Source organism: Frankia sp. R82 (assembly GCF_023716925.1).
GTDB lineage: Bacteria > Actinomycetota > Actinomycetes > Frankiales > Frankiaceae > Frankia.
The window spans coordinates 1-21,853 of the sequence record NZ_JAMQQG010000326.1 but is presented as its reverse complement, the minus strand read 5'-3'; the positions used below and the strand labels follow the sequence as shown (position 1 = coordinate 21,853).

Below are 21,853 nucleotides of genomic sequence, written 5' to 3'. Positions count from 1 at the left end.
CGACCGGGTCGGCGAGCGCCACCCGGGTGGACGTGCCCGCCCAACCGGTGCGGGCCGGCGCGGGACTGGTCGTGCGGGATCTGACGGTCCGGTTCGGCGGGGTGCGTGCGGTGGCGGGCGTGAGCCTCGAGGCACCCGCCGGCCAGATCACCGGCCTGGTCGGCCCGAACGGCGCCGGCAAGACCACTACCTTCAACGCCTGCAGCGGCCTGAACCGCCCCAGCGACGGCCGCATCCTGCTGCACGGCGCGGACGTCACCGCCCATGGTCCGGCCCAGCGGGCGCGGCGCGGGCTCGGGCGCACCTTCCAGCGCATCGAGCTGTTCAACAGCCTGACCGTCCGGCAGAACGTCGCCCTCGGCCACGAGGCGGCGCTGGCCGGGCGTAACCCGGCCAACCAGCTCGTCGGCACCCGCGCGCAGTCGCGGGCGGTCACCGCGGCCGCCGCGGACGCGATCGCCCTGACCGGCATCGAGCACCTCGCCGACGCGCAGGTCGGCCTGCTGCCGATCGGGCAGCGCCGGCTGGTGGAACTCGCCCGGGTGCTCGCCGGACGCTTCGACCTGCTGCTGCTCGACGAGCCGTCGTCAGGTCTCGACGCGCGCGAGACCGAACAGTTCGGCCGGGTGCTGACCGAGGTCGTACGCCAACGTGGCTGCGGCATCCTGCTGGTCGAACACGACATGACCCTCGTGCGCACCATCTGCGACCGGGTGTACGTCCTCGACTTCGGCGCTCTGATCTTCGCCGGCACGACGGACGAGATGACCCGCTCCGACGAGGTCCGGGCCGCCTACCTCGGTGACGTGGCGGTGACGGCGAACCCGGCGGCAGCGGACGCGGCCGCGGCGGATCCCGTGACCCCGGACGCGGCCGCGGCCGGTGCCCCGGGGGCCCTCGCGCCCGCGGGGCTCGGCCAGGACATCGCCTCGGCGGAAAGGTGAGATCACGATGCTGAACCTGACCGGGGTGACCGCCGGCTACGGCAGCACGACCGTGCTGCGCGACGTCGACTTCACCGTCGGCGCCGGCGAGGTCGTCGCGCTGCTCGGCCCGAACGGCGCCGGCAAGACCACCCTGCTGCGCACCGCCACCGGGCTGCTACGCCCGTCCGCGGGGCGCATCGAGTTCGCCGGGAACGACATCACCGGCCGCCCGGCGCAGTACTTCTCCCGCGGCGGCATCTGCCTGCTGCCCGAGGGCCGGGGAATCTTCCCGTCCCTCACCGTCCGGGAAAACCTCATGATCCAGGGCCGCGGCCGATCCCTGGACTCCTCCATCGCGACGGCGGCCGAGCTCTACCCGGTGCTCGGTCGCCGGCTGCGCCAGACCGCCGGGAGCATGTCCGGCGGTGAACAGCAGATGCTCGCCCTCGCCCGCGCCTACCTGACCAACCCGGTGGTCGTGCTGGTGGACGAGGCCTCCCTCGGCCTCGCGCCACTGGCCGTCGACACCATCTACGAGGCGCTCGGGCGCCTGGTAGAGACCGGAGTGTCGCTGGTCGTCGTCGAGCAGTACGTGCAGAAGGCCCTCGCGATCGCCGACACGGCGTTCATCCTCAACCAGGGCGTCATGGTCCACTCCGGCCCCGCCAAGGAGATCAACATCGAGGAGATCTACGAGCGCTACCTCGGCATCAACGCGTAACGCCCACCGCCGGTCGGACGCCGGCCAGTGAACGCCGGCTGGCACGCCGTCCATGAACGGTGCCGGTCGGGGTCGGGTGCTGGTGAGGTGGCTGGGACTGGGGCTGGGCACACCATCCGGGCGGTGGGCAGCTACCGGTCACCGGTGACCAGCACCCGGCGACTGGTGTGACACTCCGTGACCAATGCGGCCTCGCAGGTCGAGACAGTCCGGGCGTGCCGATCAAGCCGGTCCTTCATCGGGTTGATCGCGTAGCTTTGTCTGTTTTATTCTGATAGAAGGACCCATCCGCCCCACCAGACCGCCGACGTCGACAACGGCCCGTGACAGCAGCGATGTCAGCCGTCGAGACCGGCCCCGCGGGCGACGTGACGGTCGATGAGCTGTTCCGCGACCTGTCGGCCACCGACGCCGTGGCGATTTCCCCCGGTACCGACGTTGTCGCCGCCACCTGCCCTGCTCACGGTATGGAGAGTCCCGGGAAGCTCTGAGGCCACGCACAGGAAACGCACAGGTCGCACCGAGAGCGTCATGGGTATGACGTCAACCGGACTTTCCGCGGGTGGGCTGTCCCCGGCGACACCCCTGCCCGCTTCCGAGGTCGCGGACATGCCCGCCGGTGGGGCCACGGGTGGGGTCACAGGTGGGATCAGGGCTGGAGCAGCGCGAAAAAGCCCTGGTGGAGCCGCCGGCGGGTCGGGGGGCCGGCGTAGGTCGGCTCGGCGGCCGGTGGGGTGGATGGTCGGCTGGCGGGGGCCGGAGCTGGCGGTTCGGCTGGGGCTGACCGCGGGTGGGCTTGCCGTCGTCGCACTGTGGTGGGTCGAGACGTCGGCGGTGAGCCTGCACGGCGCCGGGCAGGTGCTGACGGCGGCCGGGCGGGTCAGCGGCCTGCTGGCGGCCTATCTCGTGCTGGTCGAGGTGCTGCTGCTGGCCCGGGTGCCCGCGATCGAGCGGGCGGTCGGGTTGGACCGGCTGGCGGCGTGGCATCGGGGGCTCGGCACCAATGTCGTGCTGCTGATCGGGGTGCACGTCCTGCTGGAGGTCTGGGGGTACGGGCTGACCGACCATCACCAGCCGTTCGGCGAGCTGATCACAGTGGTCACCTCGTACCCGGACATGTGGAAGGCCACGATCGGCGCGTTGCTGTTCGTGCTGGTGGGAATCACCAGTGGCCGGATCGCGCGGTCGAGACTGTCCTACGAGCTCTGGTACGGGCTGCACCTGACCGTCTACATCGCCGTGCTGCTGACCTTCTTCCACCAGACGTCCAACGGCGCGGACTTCGTCGCGAACAGCACCGCGCGGACCCTCTGGACGCTGATGTACCTGGCGGTCGCCGCCTGCGTCGTCGTCTGGCGGGTGGCCCTGCCGGCCGCGGCCGTCCTGCGGCACCGGATGCGGGTCGAGCAGGTGGTCAGAGAGGGCCCCGGGGTGGTCTCCGTGTGGATTCGGGGCCGTGATCTGGACCGCCTGGGCGCCGCCCCCGGCCAGTTCCTGCTGTGGCGGTTCGCCTCGCGCGGGCAGCTGTTCAGCGCGCACGCCTACTCACTGTCAGCGCCGCCGACGCCGGACCGGCTGCGGATCACGGTCAAGGCGGCCGGGGATCACTCCCGGGCGATCGAGCGGCTGCGACCGGGCACACCGGCGCTGGCGGAGGGCCCCTTCGGGCTGTTCACGGCGCGGCGAACCACCCGGGGCGGCGGGGTGCTGCTCATCGGCGGCGGTAGCGGGATCGCCCCCGTGCGCGCGCTGGCCGAGGACCTGGCCCGACGCGGGCGCGACGTCGTCGTCGTCCAGCGGGCCCGGCAGGTGGAGGACCTCGTTCTGCACGGCGAACTGTGCGCCCTCGCCGAGGCCGGCCTGCTGACGGTGCACAGCGTCACCGGCTCGCGGGACCGGCTCGGTTTCGATCCGCTCGCCGCCCCCTACCTGGCCGCCGCCGTGCCGGACATCGCCGACCGCGACGTCTTCCTCTGCGGACCGCCGGGAATGACCCGCGCGGTCGTCCAGACGTTGCGCCAGCTCGGCGTCGCCGACCAGCAGATCCACACCGAGGAGTTCGCGTTGCGATGAACGACAACGTCGGAAAACCATATCGAGCCCGGCTCGGGTTCGCCGCGCTGCTGGCGACCGTCGTGCTCGCGATCGGCGGGAAGGCCGCGAGCGGGGCGGGCGAACGTCCCACGGCGCTCGGCTCCGCCCCGGCCGCGGTCGGAGCGACCGCGGTGTCGACCCCCTCGACCCCCTCGACCCCTACGGCGAGCCCGACCACCGCGCCCGCGGCGACGACGCCCTCGGTCACCGCCTCCGCCAGCCCGTCGTCCTCGGATGCCGGTACGTCAGCCACCAGGACGGTCACCGGCGACGCGATCGACACCCGATTCGGCCAGGTGCAGGTCAAGGTGGTCCTGCGCGGCACGAAGATCGTGGACGTGGTGACGGTGCAGGTCCCGGATCGGGAGCGACGCGACGTCGAGATCAACGACCAGGCGGTACCGATCCTGCGCCAGGAGGTGCTCACCGCCCAGAACGCCAAGGTCGACAGTGTCTCCGGTGCGTCGTACACCAGCTACGGGTACGCCTGGTCGGTCCAGTCCGCCCTGGACAAGGCCGGTGTCTAGACCACCCGGACGCCCGGGCCGCACCCACGCCGAACCGGTCATGGGCACGGTTGTCAGCATCGACGTCCGCACGCCGTTGCCCCCCGACCAGCTGGACGCGGCGATCGGGGCGGCTGTGACGGTCCTGCACCGGGCCGACGCCGACTTCAGCCCGTTCCGGTCGGATTCGTGGGTTTCCCAACTGCGACGCGGTGCCTGCGACCTGGCCGACTGCCCGCCGCACGTCCAGGCGATCTACCGGGCGGCCGAGACCTGCCGGGCACGCACCGGCGGCCTGTTCGACCCGGGCTGGCGGGGCGACGGCACGCTCGATCCCACCGGGCTGGTCAAGGGCTGGGCGGCCGACGCCGCGTCCTGGGCGCTGACCCGGGCGGGCGCCCCCGTCCACTGCGTCAACGCGGCCGGCGACCTGCGCATCCGTGGACAGGTCGCGCCCGGTGTGCCGTGGCGGATCGGGATCGCCGACCCGTTGCACCACGGGCGTCTTGTGGCGGTGGTGGAGGGCAGCGACCTGGCCGTCGCCACCTCCGGGACGAGCGAGCGTGGTGCGCACGTCGTCGACCCCCGCACCGGGACGGCCGCCGACGACCTCGCCTCGGTCACCGTGGTGGGACCTGATCTGACCCTGGCCGACGCGTTCGCGACGGCGGCCTTCGCCGCGGGCCGGCAGGCGTCGGCGCTGCTCGCCGACCTGGGCCTGGCCGGATGGGCCTGGCTGACCGTCGACCGGGCCGGCGCGATCGACGCCTCGGCCGGCTTCCCCGGCGTGGTGATCACGCCCGGCGCGCCGTCGGTGCCGGCAGCCGGGGGCACGGCCGGGACCACGGCTGGAACCAGGACCGCCGCCGGGCCGGCGACCGGGACCGCGGCGGCGTCGGCGGCCATGCGCCGCCGGGTCACGGGCGTCAGCGAGACTTGAGCCTGTGGACCAGCCCGTACGCGTGCTCGTCGTGGACGACGAGGAGGCGATCACCGATCTCGTGAGCATGGCGCTGCGGTACGAGGGCTTCGAGGTCAGTGCCGTGCACACCGGCCGGGCCGCCCTGACCCGGGTCGCCCTGACCCGCCCCGACCTGATCGTGCTGGATGTTCTGCTGCCCGACCTCGACGGCTTCGCGGTCTGCGAGCGGCTGCGCGGCAGCGGCCATACGGTGCCGACGCTGTTTCTCACCGCCAGGGACTCCACTGCGGACAAGGTCCAGGGGCTCACCCTCGGCGGGGACGACTACCTCACCAAGCCGTTCGCGGTCAGCGAGCTCGTCGCCCGGGTGGCGGCGATCCTGCGCCGGGCTGACCGGGCCCGGGGCGACGAGGCGCCGCTACGCCTGGCCGACCTGGAACTCGACCCCCGCACCCGCAAGGTGCACCGGGCCGGGCGGCCCATCGACCTGACCGACACCGAACACCGACTGCTGCACTACCTGCTCACCCACGCCGGCGGCGTGCTGACCCGGGAACAGCTGCTCTACCACGTCTGGGGGCATGACTTCGGCGGCGGGAACGCGCCGGCCCTGGAGACCTACATCGGCTATCTGCGCCGCAAGATCGACGCGACGGATCCGCCGCTGATCCACACCGTGCGCGGGATCGGTTATGTCCTGCGACTCCCGCAGTGAGGCGTCCGGCCCTCTCGCTGCACCTGCGGTTGATGCTCGCCCTCGTCGGTCTGCTCGCCGTCGGCATGCCGCTGCTCGCGCTCGGCACGCAGGGGGCTCTCGCCGCCTATCTGCGCGACCGGCTGGACCAGCAGGTCCGCGCGGCCCATCCGGTGTTGGAACAGGCCCTGCTGCACGGTTCCGGTGGCACCGACACCGGCGACGACGACACCGGTGGTGACGTGCACGGCCGCGGTGGCCGGCACGACGGCCACGGGGACAGGGACACGAGGGGCCAGCGGTTCGGCAGCACCTTCCTGGTCGGCACGTACGGCGCGCTCTACGCCGGCGACGGTCACCTCCTGGTCGAGGCCAGTCCCGGCCCGGATGGCACCACGGCGCCGAGCCGACGCCCGGCGGTGACACCGGCCCTGCTCGCCGCCGCCCCGTTGCATCCCGACCTCGCGACCTGTCCGCTGCGGACGGTCCCGGCCGAGAACCAGGGCGAACGTTTCCGCCTGCTTGCCGAGCGGTTCACCGACGGCGATGTGCTGATCGTCGCGGTTCCCTTCACCGAGCTGGACAGCACCCTCGGCCACGTGACCAGAATCGAGATCGTGGCCAGCGCGATCGGCATGGCCGTGCTGGCCGGGCTCGCGTTCGTCATCATCCGGCTGGGGCTGCGACCGCTCACCCGGATCGAGCACACCGCCAGCCTGATCGCCCGCGGGGACCTCAGCCGCCGGGTCGAGAACACCGACCGGCGCACCGAGGTCGGACGCCTCGGCTTCGCCTTCAACGCCATGCTGACCCGAATCGAGGCGGCGTTCCAGGCCCGCGAACGCTCCGAGCACCGGCTGCGCCAGTTCGTCGGGGACGCCAGCCATGAGCTGCGCACCCCGCTGACGTCCATCCGCGGCTATGCCGAGATGTTCCACCGCGGTGCGGCCGACCGGCCTGCCGACCTCGCGATGGTCATGCGCCGCATCGAGGAGGAGTCGGCGCGGATGACCGGGCTCGTCGACGACCTGCTGCTGCTCGCCCGGCTGGACCAGGACCCGGAGCTCGAACGGGCGCCGGTCGCGCTGTCCGCGCTGGTCCGCGACGTGGTCACCGATGTGCGGGCGACCAGCCCGGGCCGCCCGATCGCGGTCGAGGCGCCGGTGGAGGTCACCGTGGTCGGGGATGCCGGCCGCCTGCGCCAGGCCGTCGGCAACCTCGTCCGCAACGCCACCGTCCACACCCCCGCCGGCTCCCCCATCACCGTCACGGTGACCGTTTCGGCGGTCACCGCCACAGCACCGCCGGACACCACAGCACCGCCGGACACCACAGCACCGCCGGACGCCACGGACGAGGTCATCGTGACAGTGGTCGATCACGGCCCTGGCATCCCGGCCGATGCCGTCACCCACGTCTTCGAACGGTTCTACCGCGCCGACCCCGGCCGCTCCCGCGATGCCGGCGGAGCCGGGCTGGGGCTGTCCATCACCCAGGCCGTCGCCATGGCCCACGGCGGTCGTGTCGAGTACACGCCGACCCCCGGCGGCGGCGCCACGTTCCGGCTGGCCCTCCCATCGGGCGAAACCCGACGATGACACCGACGAAGGCCGGTCACGGTCCGACGTCACCCGACGACCGTGGCGCCATCTCCGCATTGTTCCCTGGTTAAGCCGGACATTCCTTGAGCAACCCTGACCGCTGCCGATGTTTCCCGTCGGCGATGTGGTCCGCCGCAAAGCCGGTAAGCCGCAAAGCCGGCGAGCGGACCACCGGTCTACCAGGTCGGTGGTCCGGCCGGGATGTGGTCTCCGCAAGGGCGCCGCATGTGGTCCTTACCGGCACGGCCCTGTCCTGTCGTCGCCGTTGGCTGTTAACGTGCGGAAGCATGCTGCCAGCAGAATTGCGGGATGTTGACCGGAATCGTCTGCGGGCCCTCCTCGGCGAGACGACGTACCGGCGGGGCGAGCACTACGCCCGCAACGGCGCCGTAGCCGAGGTGTCATGGCAGCCGTCGGGAAACGTCCTCACGGGTCGGGTGGCGGGCAGTTACGGCGAGCGCTATCACACCACGGCGTACTTCACCAGGGGTGACAGCATTCATCCGCTGCGGTTCCGCAGCGGCGACTGCAGCTGCCCGGTCGCGGTCGACTGCAAGCACACCGTCGCGCTCGTGCTGGCAGCAGCCCAGGCGGCCACCTTCGTGGTCCGAACCCCGGCGGCGTCCGCTGCGGCACGGCTGGAATCCAGCGTGGTCGAAACGCCGACCCGGCCGGCACCCGACCGAAGCCGACCGCCCAGCCCGGCCCGCACGCCGGCACGAGCGGCGGGCGGCCGCGGGCCTGGCCGCCGACCGGCCACGCCGGCCTGGGCGTCCGCGCTGTCATCCCTGCTCAGCGAGGCGTCGGACGACGCCGGCCCGGGGACGTCGACACCGCTGGCCATCGAGCTGTCGCTGTCCGCCGGGCCGGTGGTCGGGCGCGGTCCGCGCAACAGCCCGCCGCTGCAGGTCATGGCACGTCTCGTGCAGGCCGGCAAGAACGGCTGGATCAGCGCGCCCATCTGGTCCCAGCTGAACGCGCCCTACGGGAACTACCGTTATGGCGGCTACCGGGAGGCACAGCTGCGGATCCTGCGGGAGATCCACGCCGTCTACCAAGCTGGCGACACCCGTTCGCAGTACGGCCACCACGGCAACGAGAAATACCTCAACCTGGGCGAGTTCCACAGCCCACGGCTGTGGCCCCTGCTCGACGAGGCGCGGGCGGCCGGGGTGGAGCTGGTGCACCAGCGCAAGCGGCTGGGCACCATCGAGCCGTATACCGCGGCGCGGCTGTGCCTGGACGCCACCCGCGACTCCCGCGCGCTCCTGCTGCGCCCGGTGCTGCAGGTCGAGGGCTCGGACGTGGACCTCGCCCCGTTCGCGTTCATCGGCGACCACGGCGTCGTCGGCATCGACCGGGCCGAAATCCAGACCACCGACCGGCACGAGGACTGGCATCTGCGGCTGGCCCGGCTGGCCTCTCCGGTGCCCCCGGCGCTGGTGCGCATGGCAGTGGCGAACCAGAGCATGCGGATCCCGACCGCCGACCAGCCCCGCTTCCTCGCCGACTTCCACCCACGCCTGGCCCGGCTGGCCCGGATCATCTCCAGCGACGACTCGTTCGACCCACCGCCGCTGCCCCGACCCGCCCTGGTCGCCCGGGCGTCCTTCGGCTCCGATCACACCGTTCAGGTCGACTGGGAATGGGACTACTCCCTCGGCGCCCCGGCCGCGGATGGCGCGAACAGCGCAGGCGGCGGGGCCGCTGCGGACGACACCGCCCTGGACGGCGTGCGGCGGCGTACCGCCCTGTACGCGGACGATCCGGACGCCGGCTACCGCGACCGGGCCGCCGAGGCCGAGATCCTCGCCGCCCTGCCCCGGTCGGCGCTGTCGGGGCTGTCGGCGCTGTCGGGCACCAGCGGTGTGGCCGGCGAACCGGGTGGTCCCCAGCCGGCACAGCTGCGCGGGGTGGACACGATGCGGTTCGCCATCGAGCTGTTGCCACTGCTCACCGCGCATGACGAGATCACCGTCGAGATCAGCGGGGAACCGCTCGACTACCGCGACGCGGGCGACTCGCTGCAGATCGAGGTGTCGACCGAGCAGGCACCGGACGAACCGGACTGGTTCGATCTCGGGGTCGGGCTACGCCTCGACGGCCAGCTGGTCCCGTTCGCCCAGGTCTTCGAGGCGCTGAACCGGGATGACCCGTACCTGCTCCTCGATGACGGCGCCTATCTGCGCCTCGACCGGCCCGAGCTGCACTCACTGCGCCGGCTGATCGAGGAGGCCGCGGCGCTGCGGGACAGTACGAACGGCCCGCTGCGGCTGAGCCGGTTCCAGGCCGGGCTGTGGGAGGAGCTGGTGGCGCTCGGCGTCGTCGTCCACCAGGCCGAGACCTGGCGGACGCAGGTGGCGAGCGTCCTGGCCTTCGAGACGGCCGGCGCGAAGGAACCGCCGGACACCCTGCAGGCCGACCTGCGGCCCTACCAGGTCGACGGTTTCCGCTGGCTGACGTTCCTGTGGGACCTGCAGCTCGGCGGCATTCTCGCCGATGACATGGGCCTCGGCAAGACGCTGCAGTCCCTGGCGCTGATCTGCCACGCCCGCGAACGCGATCCGCGGCTCGCACCGTTCCTCATCGTCGCGCCGACCAGCGTGGTCGGGAACTGGGCGACCGAAGCCGCCCGCTTCGCCCCGCACCTGCGCGTCGCGGCGATCACCGACACGCTGCGCCGCCGCGGCCAGTCCCTGGCCGACATCATCGCCGCCGCCGATGTCGTCATCACGTCCTACACGTTGTTCCGACTCGACACCGAGGACTATTCCGCCGCCACCTGGGCCGGACTGATCCTGGACGAGGCGCAGACGGTGAAGAACCACCAGTCGAAGGCCTACCAGTGCGCCCGGCTGTTGCCCGCACCGTTCAAACTGGCCGTCACCGGAACACCGTTGGAAAACAACGTGATGGAACTGTGGTCGCTGTTGTCGATCACCGCGCCGGGCCTGTTTCCGAACCGGACCCGCTTCCAGGAGTACTACGCCCGTCCCATCGAGAAACTCGGCGACGCCGACCTCCTCGGCCAGCTGCGCAACCGGATCCGCCCCCTGCTCATCCGCCGGACGAAGGAACAGGTCGCCCCCGATCTACCGGCGAAGCAGGAACAGGTCATCGACGTCGACCTGCACCCCCGCCATCGCAAGCTCTACCAGGTGCGGCTGCAGCGGGAACGGCAGCGGGTCCTCGGCCTGGTCGACGACATGAACCGCAACCGCTTCACGATCCTGCAGTCCCTGACGACCCTGCGCCAGCTCAGCCTGCACGCCGGCCTCGTCGACGAGGCACACGACGCGCTCGCCAGCGCCAAGATCGACATCCTGCTCGAACAGCTGCGTGACGTCGTTGACGGCGGCCATCGCGCGCTCGTCTTCAGCCAGTTCACCCGTTTCCTCGGTAAGGTTCGGGATGCCCTTACCGCCGCCGGCATAGAGTACTGCTACCTCGACGGAACCACCCGCGACCGACCGGCCGTACTGCGCCGGTTCAAGTCCGGGGCCGTCCCCGTCTTCCTGATCAGCCTGAAGGCCGGCGGAACCGGGCTGAACCTCACCGAGGCGGACTACTGCTTCCTGCTCGACCCGTGGTGGAATCCCGCCACCGAGGCGCAGGCCGTCGACCGGGCCCACCGTATCGGCCAGACCCGCAACGTCATGGTGTACCGACTCGTCGCCCGCGACACCATCGAGGAAAAGGTGATGGCGCTCAAGGCCCGCAAGGCCGAACTTTTCGCCAGCGTCCTGGACGGCGGTGACTTCGTCGACACCACCCTCGACGCCGATGACATCCGCCAGCTCCTGTCCTGACGCCCAGGACGCATCACCGTCCCCACTCCACCTCAAAAGTCAGCACAAGGTTCCTTCAGCCCCAGGTGATGGTTGGCGTGGCGCCGGGGTAGAGAAAGGCGAGCAGACGTTCCGCTTCGGTTTCGAGCTCTCGGCGTTGGCGTGCGTTCACGTCGGCGGCGGGGGTGAGGGTGAGTTCGGCGGCGCGGGTGCGGCCGGTGGCGGTCCAGGTGCCGGCGACCAGGCCGTCCACCAGGAAGGTGGCCAGGACCCGTAGGTTTCCGGCCGAGTAGACCGCGTCCTTGGACGTGGGCGGCAGGATCCGCTCGCGGCGGCTGGCATGGTAGGCGAGCAGCGCGCTGTCAAAGGCGGCAAGGAAGCGCACCGGGGCGGGAGTGCCCTCGTCGGGGCGGGGGGCGTCGGGCAGGTCGTAGAGGGTGCGGCCCGCCGGGTCGGTGGCACGCAGCAGGTCGTCCTGGCCCTCCAGCGCCGTTCTGACCTGCCGGGTTCGTGCGCCCGTCCAGCAGGCGACGTCGTCCGCCGTGGCCGGGCCGAACGCCCGCAGGTGCCGACGGGCCACCTCGATCAACGCCTTCGAGTCGAGCGCTGTCGCCTGGGCACCGGCCGGGCGCGGCGCGGCGAGAGACAGCTTCGGGCCCTTGGCCCACTGCTCCCCGGCGGGGGCGCGGACCAGGTCAGGTGTGGTGCGCACCGGACGCCAGCCGTGAGCCCGCTGCCAGGTGACCTCCGCGTCCGGGATCACCGTCGGGTTCGCCGCAACCCAGGAGTCGAGGAACTCGGCGATCTGCGCGTCCGACCGCGGCGTGTTCGCGCAGAACTCGCGTACCGCCGGCCGCAACGTCGCTGCCGACTCGGGCAGCTCGACGCCGGACCTGTCCCAGCGGGTGACCCCGGCCTGCTCCGCGACGGCGGCGTAGGCCGGGTGCTCCCGCGCGCTGACCAGGTGCAAGGTGCCGCGCAGCAGAGTGCCGACGACGGCATTGCCGGCGGCCAGCGCCTCGTGCAGCGACGCCGTTCTGAACCCGGCCACCCGGGACCACAGCGCCACCGGCGGCGCCGACCACTGCTGGGCCTGCACGGCACCGATCGCCTCGATCGCGGCCACCACGTCGACGGCCAGCGGTTCGAGCAGCCCCTGCCGGGCCAGCAACGCCCGGTTCAGCTCACGGACCGTCAGTTCCTGCACTCCCACCCGGCCGATTCTCCCGCATACATCGGCCGGCAGGATTTCGCCTCTGGCGATCAGAGCCGTCCGGCCTGGTCGTCCCGGGGTGGGGTGCGCTGCGCTGATGTTGGCTGGGACGGCGGGGCGAGATGCCTCCCCCAGCCGCGTCCAGGACAACCCGTGTCCAGGGCAGCAGGCGGATCAAGCCGAGGAGATGGTGCAGTGACCTCGACCGACCGACCAGTCAGCGGGCCGGCGCCGGCTGACCCGGTGCCGGTGCCCGTGCCCGCAGCACGCTCCGGCGCTGGGCCTTCTCCGCGCCGGAGCGTGCTGCCGGTGCCGGCGCGGTGGGCGGCGTCGGTGCGCCAGACCGGCGAGGGCCACCGCGTCACCAATCTCGAGTTGTTCTTCGACCTCGTCTTCGTCTTTGCGTTCACCCAGGTCAACACGCTGGTCGCGGCGGACGGCTCCGGCCGGGGGGCCGTGCGCGGGGTGCTGCTGCTCGCCATCCTCTGGTGGGCCTGGTGCAGCTATGCGTGGCTCGGCAACCAGGCGAAGGCCGACGAAGGGCTGCTCCGGGGGGCGATGTTCGTCGCGATGGTCGCCGTCTTCGCGGCCTCGATGGCCATCCCGGAGGCCTGGGACGACCGGCCGGGCGGCCTGAACGGTCCGATGGTCCTCGCGGTGGCGATCGTCGTGGTCCGCAGTCTGCATCTGGTCGTCTATGCGGCCGCGGCCGGCAGCGATGCCGGATTGCGGCGACAGCTGGTCCGCAGTGCCGCGCCGATGATCGTCATGGCGGTGCTGCTGATAGTGGGTGCGCTGGCCCACGGCGGTGCCCGGACCCTGCTGTGGCTCGCCGCACTCGCCGTCGACTACTCCGGGGTCTATCTGGTCGGGGCGTCCGGCTGGCGAATGCCGGCGCCCAGTCACTTCGCCGAACGGCACGGGCTGATCGTGCTGGTAGCCCTGGGGGAATCGATCGTCTCGGTGGGTGTCGGCGCCGAACGGGCCCCGGTGAGCTGGCCGATCCTGCTCATCATGGTGCTGGGGCTGGCCGTCAACGTGGTCCTGTGGTGGGCGTACTTCGACGTCGTCGCGCTGGTCGCCGAGCAGGCGCTGCACGCTCGCACGGGGGTCGAGCGGGTGTGGCTGGCGCGGGCGTCCTACACCTTCCTGCACTTTCCCCTGGTCGTCGGCATTCTGACGACGGCGTTGGCGCTCAAGCTGACCGTCGAGGAGGTCACCGAGCCGGGGCACCGCCTGACCGAGGTGCCGGCCACGCTGCCCGCGCTCGGTCTGGCCCTCGGCCCGGCGCTGTACCTGGTCGCGCTGAGCGCGATCCGCTGGCGCAACATCGGCCGGCCCAATCTCGGCCGACTCGTCGCGGCCGCCCTGCTGCTGGCACTGGTTCCGGCGCTGCTGTACCTGCCCGTGCTCGGCGCCATCGGCCTGACGGCGATCGTGCTGATCGGCCTGATCACCTACGAGGCGGTGCACAACCGGGCCGTACGCGACGCCGTCCGCCACCGTGACGACCGCCCGCAGATGGCGACCGAGATCGGGTAGGAGCACGGGTGCCGCCCGGGCCGGACCCACTCCGCGCTAACGGGGAGCCGCCGGTTTCTCCAGGGCCGCGACGCGGGCTTCGAGCTCGTCGACGCGGTGCTGGAGCAGGGCGAGCTGCGCCTCCTCGCCGAGGCGCCGCTCCCAGGTCCGGCGCAGTCGCGGGGACTCCTGCGCCCGGGCCACCACCATCGCCAGCGGGACCAGCCGCTGCGGGCCGTGTGGACCCTCGACCAGGCGGGACGGGATCAGATCGTCCCGGTACCAGGTTCGCAGCGCGGCGCGGGACACGCCGGTGCGGGTGGACGCCTCCTGCAGGGTCACCCAGTCCGACTCATCGAGCCGAGCGGCGAGTTCGCGTTCGACATCCCACTGATCCAGCCGATCGTCCCAGGTCACGGCCACCTCCCTCATCACCCTACTATTAGCATGGTATTGACCAGGGTAAAAGCGAGGTCGACCCTGGGGCCATGTTCGAGCGATTCACCAGCGCCGCCCGCCGGGTCGTCGTCCACGCGCAGGAAGAGGCCCGCGACCTCGATCACAACTACATCGGCACCGAGCACCTTCTGCTCGGGCTGCTCGCCGAGACCGACGGCATCGCCGCCCACGCCCTGGCCGAGATCGACCTGTCACTGGAGATGACCCGGTCGCGGATCGTGGTCGCGGTCGGGCGGGGAAAGAAGCCGCTGAAGGGCCACATCCCCTTCACGCCCCGGGCCAAGAAGGTCCTGGAGAAGTCGCTGCGGGAGGCGCTCGGTCAGCGGCACAGCCACATCGGCACCGAGCACATCCTGCTCGGCCTGCTGGCCGTCAACGGCGGCCTGTCCGCAACGCTGTTGGACGAGTGGAAGGTGGACCGCGACCAGCTGCGCACGCGGGTCCTCGCGCTGACCGCCGCCGCGGCGGCCGACCGGGCTGCCGGCGTCGCCCCTTCCCTCGGCCTGCGGGTGACCGCTCCAGGCAGCGGTGGCGACCCTGGCGCCGGCAACGATGCCGCGGGCCTCGTCCTCGGCGCCACGGCGGCCGCACCGCGGCGCACCGCGGCGGCCGAGGCCGGCCTCTCGGGCGCGGGCGGCTTTGCCGGTGGCGATCCGATCGGTTCCCACCACCTGATGCTGGCCCTGCTGGGCGACCCGGACAGCGCGGCGACCCGGACCCTCATGAGCCTCGGCCTGGACGTGGCCGCCGCCCGCGACGCCCTGCTGCAGGCCGACCTCACCGACACCTCCGACGAACTGCCCGAGGTCACCGGCCGACGTGGCATGTCGCTGCGGCTGACCGACTCGGCCGTCGTCGTCGAGGCCACCGACCGGCGCCTGCTGGGCCTGGCCCGGCTCGCCTTCTCCGCCCTCGGCGGCAGCCGCCCGGTTTCCCCGCCGGTCGCCGGGACCGACCCCACCGACCCCACCGCCGCCGGGGAAACGACGAGCGTTGCCGCGGACCGCGTGGCAGATCCGACGGCGGATCGGCTGATCCACGGACAGGACGAGATCGCCGAGAGCCTGTCCGCCGTCTGGACGGTGCTGGAGGCAAGCCTCGCGGACATCCGCTCCCGCGCCCTCGGCGCACCCCCGCATCCGCCCGCCCCGGACACCCCCGCCGACCCGGACACCCCCGCAGCCGAGGACCTTCGCCGTCGACCCGAATAACGGGCCGAACGGTCAGCCGGCTCGTACCACCGGCAGTTCCCGTCGTTGCGTGTCCGGCCAGACCGGAACAAGCAGGACGACCGTTCTGAGAGCCGATGCCTGCACGGTGATCTCCACCGCGTCCTCGCCGAGGGGTGCAGGCTGGCCGGCACGAGCGGGCAGGAACCGCTGCCGAACGTCGTCACCGCCAGTCTTCCACCCGGAAGGAGGCCGACGAAAGGCCGATCCGAGGCCGTGCCAACCCGGCTCCTGACCTCGTCCGGGAATTCGACCGGGAATCCCCGGCCGATCGTCTCGATCAGATCGGAAGCACGGGCCGTCTCCGCCGGACCTCGTTCCCTGCCATGCTCTTTTCCCTCACGTGGCGCCATCAAGGCCTCAGCCTCGCAGGTGTTCCCCTCACGCCTCGGCGCACCGGTACCTCCGACGATCTCGGGGTAGGCAGCGAAACAACAGCACAGCACGGCCACCGACGATCGGTGGCCACTACCTTCATCTGCCGATCTACCGATGCGCCACAAAGCGATTCCCGCACGGCGGCTCGGCGGCTCGGCGAATCGGCGAATCGGCGAATCGGCGAATCGGCGAATCGTGCGATCAGAAGCCCTGATGCACCGCCCCCGTGGGACGTCCACCGGCCAGCATCGTCAGCGGCACCGGCTGGCACCACTGCACACAGACCGACCAGCGCGTGCGTCGACCAGCGGGTGTTCCGACAGACCGAGGGGTGCGAGTGACCGCTACCGTCCCGTCAGCGAAGCCGGGCGGCGACGCGTATCCGCCGGCGCTGGCCGCCTTCGCGGCCGCGCGCCAGCCCGATCCGTATCCGGTCTACCGGGCGATCGCCGCGGCCGACCCGCTGCCCACCACCGACCTGGGGGGTCGGCGGATCACCCTCGTCACCCGGCACGGCGACGCCGCCGTGGTGCTGGCCGATCCTGCCTTCGGTCACGGGTACAAGGAGCGGATCAGCCCGTTCCGGCCCGACGGGGATTCCGACGACGGCCTCGAGTCGCTGCTGCGCACCGATCCGCCGGACCACACCCGCCTGCGCCGGCTCGTGAGCCGGGCGTTCACCCCGGCCACCCTCGCCAGACTGGCCCCCGACATCACCGCCTACGCGGGCGACCTGCTCGACGCCGCGCTCGACGCCGGCGACATCGACGCCGTGGCCACTCTGGCCCGGCCGATCCCGGTGCGGATGATCTGCCGGCTGCTCGGTGTGCCGGTCACGGACGAAGGAATCTTCAGTGACTGGGCCACGATCATGATCCGTGGCATCGACCCGGACTTCCTGCTGACCCCGGACGAGATCGCCGCCCGTCGGACGGCGGCCCGGGAACTGGACGACTATTTCCGCGACCTGATCGTCCGGTTGCGCGCCCGGCCGGGCGACGACCTGGTCAGCCGGCTTGTCGCGGTACATCTCGAGGACGACGCGCTGACCGGCTCGGAGGTGCTCGCGCTGTGCGCGGTACTGCTGATCGCCGGGCTGGAGACGACGGTCAATCTCATCAGCGACGGTCTTCGGACCCTGGCGTTGCAACCCGACCAGTGGGAACTTCTGCGCGCCGATCCGGGTCTGGTTCCGGGCGCGGTCGAGGAGATGCTTCGCCGCGACCCGCCGGTGCAGTTCATTCCACGCACGGTGCTCACCGACACCGAGCTCGGCGGTCGCGTCTTTCGCCGCGGCGAGGGCATGCTCGTCCTCACCGGCGCGGCGAACCGCGATCCGGAGATCTTCGAGCAGCCGGACCGGTTCCTCGTCACCCGGTATGCCGGTTCCGCGCCGACCGCCCGCCACCACACCTTCGGTCTGGGCATCCACTACTGTCTCGGGGCTCCCCTGGCCAGGATGGAAGCAGAGATCATCTTTCGACTGCTCGTGCGGCGCACCCGCGATCTCACGCTGACGGCGGACGAGCCGGTGTACCTACCGCAGAGCATCATCCGCGGCCTGGCATCCCTGCCCGTACGCCTCGCCTCCTGAAGCGCACATTCTGATGCACCTCACCCGAAGTACGGGACCGAGTGCCGCAGGGGTGTGCACGTCGGGTATCCGACTTACACTCTTTGCGGTAGCGTTGTCGCTATAAGCTGCCGGAGATGGCTGCCGGAGATGGCTGCCGGAGATGGCTGCCGGAGATGGCTGCCGGAGCGGTGTCGCCATCAGGTGCGATACGGCTATCGCCTACGGGGGTGGGCTTGAGCGCGTCCAATGCCGGTGCCGGGCAGTTGCTTCTTCCACAATCAGCGTCCGGACCGACATCGGCCACAGCCCTGCCGGTGTCGGTCCGGCGGAAGTGGCGGAAGCTGGGGCTGGTGGGGTGGGTGCGCCGCCGGGCGGCTACTCCGCCGGGGCGGTTGCGGCTGGTCTCGACCGGGCTGGTGATCGCGATCGTGGTGCTGTGGCTGGCGGCGTTCGTCACGGTCGTGGCCCGCCAGCATGCGGTCGCCGATGTTCGAGGGACGGCGGGGCCGGCGTTCCTGGCGGCGCAGCGGGTGCACGCCGACCTGTCGGAGGCCGACGCGAGCGCGGCGGCGGCGTTTCTGGCCGGTGGCATCGAGCCGGCCACGCAGCGGAAGGCCTATCAGGCCAGCATCGCGGCGGCGTCCGCGGAGCTGGTGCGGCTGGCCGGGGACCGGGTGCCCGCGGCCGTGCAGGGTTCGCTGACGACGCTGGCCAGCCAGCTCCCGGTGTACACGGGGCTGGTCGACCAGGCCCGGGCGAACAACCGGCTCGGGTATGCGGTGGGCGGCGCCTATCTACGCCAGGCATCCACCCTGATGCAGATGACAGTTCTGCCCGCCGCGGACCGGTTGGCCATGGCGGAGGCCGACCGCATCAACGAGGACTATCACCGGGCGACACCCTGGTGGCAGCCGGTGCTGATCGTGGTCACCGGGGTCCTTGCCCTCGGCGGTCTGGTCACAGCCCAGGTGACACTTGCCCGGCGGACCCACCGGTATGTGAACGTCGGGCTGGTCGCGGCGACGGTGGTGGTGGGGGTCGCGTTCGGACTGGCGCTGTCGGCGCTGTCGGCGCAGCGGTCCCGGCTGATCGACGGGTACAACGACGGATTCGTACCGATGACGGAGGTCGCACGGGCCAGGGTGGTCGCGCTGCAGGCCTGGGGTGACAGCAGCCTGTCCCTGATCACCCACGGCGATGGCGCGGTCCCCGATCGCGACGCCGCACGCGCCTCCACCCGGCTCGGCTATGACGCGTCGGGCCGTCCGATCAGTGCTGGCGTGCTGCCCACCGTCACCCGGACCGGCGGGCCGGACGCCGCGACCCGCGCGCATCTCGCCGAGTACTGGCAGGCCTACCAGGCGATCGCCCTGCGGATCCGCACCGACGCGACGGCCCTCGGTGGCTTCCCGCAGGCGGTCCGCACAGCCCTTGGGGAGGGCACGACAGCGTTCAGCCGGTTCGATGCCGCCTCCGACACGGCGCTGACGAGCAGTCAGCGTCGGTACGACACCGCGCTCGCCTCCGCCGACAACGCGTTGCGGGGCGTGGCGGCCGTGGCCACGGTGGCCCTGGCCATCGCCGTGGTCGGCGTCCTCGCCGGCTACCAGACGAGAATCAACGAGTTCCGATGAGGCTGGTCTGGCCGCTGCTCGCCGTCGCACTGGCGACCGCGGGTCTGCTGGCGCTCACCGCCCGCCCGACCGTGTCGAGTCCACTGCCGTCGCTCGCGGCTCCGCTCCCCCCGCCCTCGACGCCGAAGCCGGTCGTCCCGAAACCCTCGTCGAACCAGGGCAGTGACTGCAGCGACCAGACCGCGAGCCTGCGCCCGGCGGACGTCGCACCCATGCCGGCCGCCGGGGTGGCCGCCGCGCCGGCCTCGGGGCCGGCGGGATATCTGCGCACGATTCTCGGACGTGGCCAGCTGACGGTGGCCGTGCGCCCGGACACGCCGCCGTTCGCCGCCGTCGACACGGACACCGGCCAGTTCGTCGGCTTCGAGGTCGAACTGGCCAAGCAGATCGCCCGGGCCCTGTTCGGCACCGACGGCCATGTCCAGTTCCGGGCGGTGTCGACGGCGGACCGCGTTCGCGTGGTCCAGCGCGGCGAGGTCGACATGTCAATGGCGACGATCACCATCACCTGTGACCGACTGGCCCAGGTGGACTTCTCCGCGGTGTACTTCCAGGCGTCCAAGAACGTGCTCGTGCTGCGTTCGTCGCCCTACCGGTCCCTGGCCGACCTGGGGGGCCGCAAGGTCTGCGCGGCCACCGGCACGACCTCGCTGCAGCGGATCGCCGACACCCCGACACACCCCATCCCGTACCAGGTCACGAACGCCGCCGACTGCCTGGCCGCGTTGCAGCAGGGCACCGTTGAGGGCGTCGTCAACGGTGATCTGGTGCTGGCCGGGATGGCGGCGCAGGACCCGGAGACCAGGATCGCCGGCCCGAAGACCCTCGACGTGCCCACGGCGGCCGCGATCAGCCGCGACCATCCGGAACTGACCGCGTTCGTCAACGGTGTGCTGGCCCGGATGGCGGCCGACGGGACCTGGACCCGGCTCTACGACGCGAACGGGCTGGACCGGGTGTTCGGCCCGGCGCCCGCCCCACCCGTACCGCACTACCGGGACCGCTGATGGGGGCCAGGTGCGTGGTGCGCCGGGTCACGGTGCCGGTCGCGGTGGTCGTAGCGGTGCTGGCCGGGCTGGTCGCGGGCTGTTCGACGGTGGCGAGCCCGCTGCCGTCGCAGGCCCGCCCGTTGACGCCGGCGACCATCCCCGTCGCGGCGGCGCCCACCTCGGACGCCCCGGTGCCGGGATGCACCGATCCGCGAGCGAGCTGGCGACCGCCGGCGGTGCCGCCGGCGCCGGGGGCGATGCCGGCCGGGTCGTTCATGGCGGAGATCGTCCGACGTGGCTATCTGCGGGTCGGAGTGCTGGGAGACGTCCCGCCGTTCGGGTCGATCAACACCCTCTCCGGCCAGGCCGAAGGGTTTGACGTCGACATCGCGCACGAGGTGGGACGGGCGCTGTTCGGCTCCGACGGCCATGTGCGCCTGCGGACCGTCACCAACGCCGAGCGGGTCGACATCGTCCGGGACGGCCAGGTCGACATGGTCGTCGCGACCATGACGGTGACCTGCCAGCGCCGCACGCAGGTCGACTTCTCCTCGGTCTACTACGAGGACCAGCAGCGGATGCTCGTCCAGATCGGGTCGCCCTACCGCAGCCTCGCCGACCTCGGCGGAAAGCGGGTCTGCGTGACGGACGGGACGACAACGATCCAGCGGATCGCGCAGGGCGAGGGCGGCAGCCGCCCGCTTCTGCAACGGGTGACGAACGTGGCCGACTGCCTCGTCCAATTCCAGCAGGGCCGGGTCGACGCGGTGTCCAGTGACGACTCGATCCTCGCCGGCATGATCGCGCAGGATCCGCACCTGCAGATCGTCGGCCCGTCGCTGGAGCAGGAGCCGGACGCGATCGCCATCGGTCGCACGCACGCCGACTTCACTCGGTTCGTCAATGGCGTGCTCGCCCGGATCTTCACCGACGGCACCTGGACGGCGATCTACCAGCGGTGGCTGGGGCGTCTGGGGCCCGTCCCGGCTCCACCGACGCCGAGGTACCGCGACTGACCGTGACGGTGTGACGGGGACGGTGAACGGGGTTCGCATGACGGGGGGTGACAACGATGATCGCTGAGGAGATGCCCGGCGTGGACGCGTCGGTGGCACGCCTGCGGGCCGCATCGGCGGAACTCGCCGCCACGCTGATCGAACTGGACGCGCATCCGGGCCGGGTGCTGTTCGATCCGTCCCGGTGCACCGGGACGACAGCCGCCCGGGCCACCGTCGCGCTCGACCGACTGGCCTGGCTGTGGGAGCGCTACCTGGCGTTGTTCGACCTGCTCACCAGGGTGGACGCCACGGCGAGCCGGCGGGCGAACCGGCGCCGCGAGCACATCTTCGCCCTGCTGCGGGCGGCCGGGGGGACGCTGCGCGGCGACCCACCCCACCCCGAACCCGGTGATCACGTGCCCACCCTCACATCGGGTCAGCCGGCGGCGGACGAGCTGGGTCTGGCTGCGGTCGCCACGACCATGGCCCGGGTCCGCGCCGACCTCGACGCGGTCGTGGCCGCCCACCGTGAGCAGGTGGCGGTGCTCGGCGGCGCCGAGGAGCAGCTGGCCCGGCTCACCGCCGCGACGACCCGGATCGGCAG

The 21,853-nt window shown here is 71.9% G+C and carries 17 protein-coding genes and 1 pseudogene; 16 read left to right on the top strand and 2 right to left on the bottom strand.

The features are described from left to right. From ND747_RS27015 to ND747_RS26975, 9 genes are all read left to right on the top strand, one after another. Window positions 1-944 (top strand): ABC transporter ATP-binding protein (locus ND747_RS27015; RefSeq protein WP_251737083.1); only part of this gene is annotated, 944 nt, incomplete at its 5' end. A gap of 7 nt (window positions 945-951) precedes the next feature. Then, the gene (locus ND747_RS27010; RefSeq protein WP_251737082.1) at window positions 952-1,647 is read left to right on the top strand and encodes an ABC transporter ATP-binding protein; all 696 of its coding nucleotides are present in this window, start codon (window positions 952-954) and stop codon (window positions 1,645-1,647) included. A 335-nt stretch (window positions 1,648-1,982) separates the two neighbouring features. Then, entirely contained in the window at window positions 1,983-2,138 is a 156-nt protein-coding gene (locus ND747_RS27005; protein WP_251737081.1) for a hypothetical protein, read from the top strand. Between the two features lie 247 nt (window positions 2,139-2,385). Continuing rightward, window positions 2,386-3,720 (top strand): ferric reductase-like transmembrane domain-containing protein, encoded by a 1,335-nt coding sequence (locus ND747_RS27000; RefSeq protein WP_251737080.1) that lies wholly within the window; start codon window positions 2,386-2,388, stop codon window positions 3,718-3,720. Beyond that, window positions 3,717-4,268 (top strand): FMN-binding protein, encoded by a 552-nt coding sequence (locus ND747_RS26995; protein WP_251737079.1) that lies wholly within the window; start codon window positions 3,717-3,719, stop codon window positions 4,266-4,268. The genes ND747_RS27000 and ND747_RS26995 overlap by 4 nt, the downstream gene beginning before the upstream one ends. Before the next feature lie 40 nt (window positions 4,269-4,308). Then, entirely contained in the window at window positions 4,309-5,187 is an 879-nt protein-coding gene (locus tag ND747_RS26990; protein ID WP_251737086.1) for an FAD:protein FMN transferase, read from the top strand. Window positions 5,188-5,191: 4 nt separating this feature from the next. Continuing rightward, the gene (locus ND747_RS26985) at window positions 5,192-5,884 is read left to right on the top strand and encodes a response regulator transcription factor (RefSeq protein WP_308204706.1); all 693 of its coding nucleotides are present in this window, start codon (window positions 5,192-5,194) and stop codon (window positions 5,882-5,884) included. Window positions 5,885-5,916: 32 nt separating this feature from the next. Then, window positions 5,917-7,461, top strand: a complete 1,545-nt coding sequence (locus tag ND747_RS26980; protein WP_251737084.1) for a HAMP domain-containing sensor histidine kinase — start codon at window positions 5,917-5,919, stop codon at window positions 7,459-7,461. 290 nt (window positions 7,462-7,751) lie between these two features. Next, window positions 7,752-11,273: a DEAD/DEAH box helicase gene (locus ND747_RS26975; RefSeq protein WP_251737078.1), complete on the top strand. Its 3,522-nt coding sequence runs from the start codon at window positions 7,752-7,754 to the stop codon at window positions 11,271-11,273. Between the two features lie 55 nt (window positions 11,274-11,328). On the opposite strand, the gene ND747_RS26970 is transcribed toward ND747_RS26975, so the two are convergent. Further along, window positions 11,329-12,465 (bottom strand): winged helix DNA-binding domain-containing protein, encoded by a 1,137-nt coding sequence (locus tag ND747_RS26970; protein ID WP_251737077.1) that lies wholly within the window; start codon window positions 12,463-12,465, stop codon window positions 11,329-11,331. A 309-nt stretch (window positions 12,466-12,774) separates the two neighbouring features. Between ND747_RS26970 and ND747_RS26965 the strand changes: the two genes are divergently transcribed. Next, a complete protein-coding gene (locus tag ND747_RS26965) occupies window positions 12,775-14,007 on the top strand; it encodes a low temperature requirement protein A (protein ID WP_251737076.1) in 1,233 nt (410 codons plus the stop codon). 36 nt (window positions 14,008-14,043) lie between these two features. On the opposite strand, the gene ND747_RS26960 is transcribed toward ND747_RS26965, so the two are convergent. Continuing rightward, entirely contained in the window at window positions 14,044-14,403 is a 360-nt protein-coding gene (locus ND747_RS26960) for an excisionase (protein WP_251737075.1), read from the bottom strand. Between the two features lie 71 nt (window positions 14,404-14,474). On the opposite strand from ND747_RS26960, the gene ND747_RS26955 reads away from it, so the two are divergent. From ND747_RS26955 to ND747_RS26930, 6 genes and pseudogenes are all read left to right on the top strand, one after another. Next, complete coding sequence (locus tag ND747_RS26955) at window positions 14,475-15,656, top strand: Clp protease N-terminal domain-containing protein (RefSeq protein WP_251737074.1); 1,182 nt, start codon at window positions 14,475-14,477, stop codon at window positions 15,654-15,656. Window positions 15,657-16,389: 733 nt separating this feature from the next. Further along, the gene (locus ND747_RS26950; RefSeq protein WP_251737073.1) at window positions 16,390-17,646 is read left to right on the top strand and encodes a cytochrome P450; all 1,257 of its coding nucleotides are present in this window, start codon (window positions 16,390-16,392) and stop codon (window positions 17,644-17,646) included. 332 nt (window positions 17,647-17,978) lie between these two features. Then, window positions 17,979-19,262 carry a hypothetical protein gene (locus ND747_RS26945; protein ID WP_251737072.1) on the top strand — a complete coding sequence of 428 codons (1,284 nt, stop codon included), beginning with the start codon at window positions 17,979-17,981 and terminating at the stop codon, window positions 19,260-19,262. Then, entirely contained in the window at window positions 19,259-20,269 is a 1,011-nt protein-coding gene (locus ND747_RS26940) for a glutamate ABC transporter substrate-binding protein (RefSeq protein ID WP_251737071.1), read from the top strand. Before ND747_RS26945 ends, ND747_RS26940 begins: the two co-directional genes overlap by 4 nt. Further along, the gene (locus ND747_RS26935; RefSeq protein ID WP_251737070.1) at window positions 20,269-21,267 is read left to right on the top strand and encodes a glutamate ABC transporter substrate-binding protein; all 999 of its coding nucleotides are present in this window, start codon (window positions 20,269-20,271) and stop codon (window positions 21,265-21,267) included. The genes ND747_RS26940 and ND747_RS26935 overlap by 1 nt, the downstream gene beginning before the upstream one ends. Before the next feature lie 56 nt (window positions 21,268-21,323). Continuing rightward, a pseudogene (locus tag ND747_RS26930) lies at window positions 21,324-21,853 on the top strand (hypothetical protein); the annotation flags it as partial.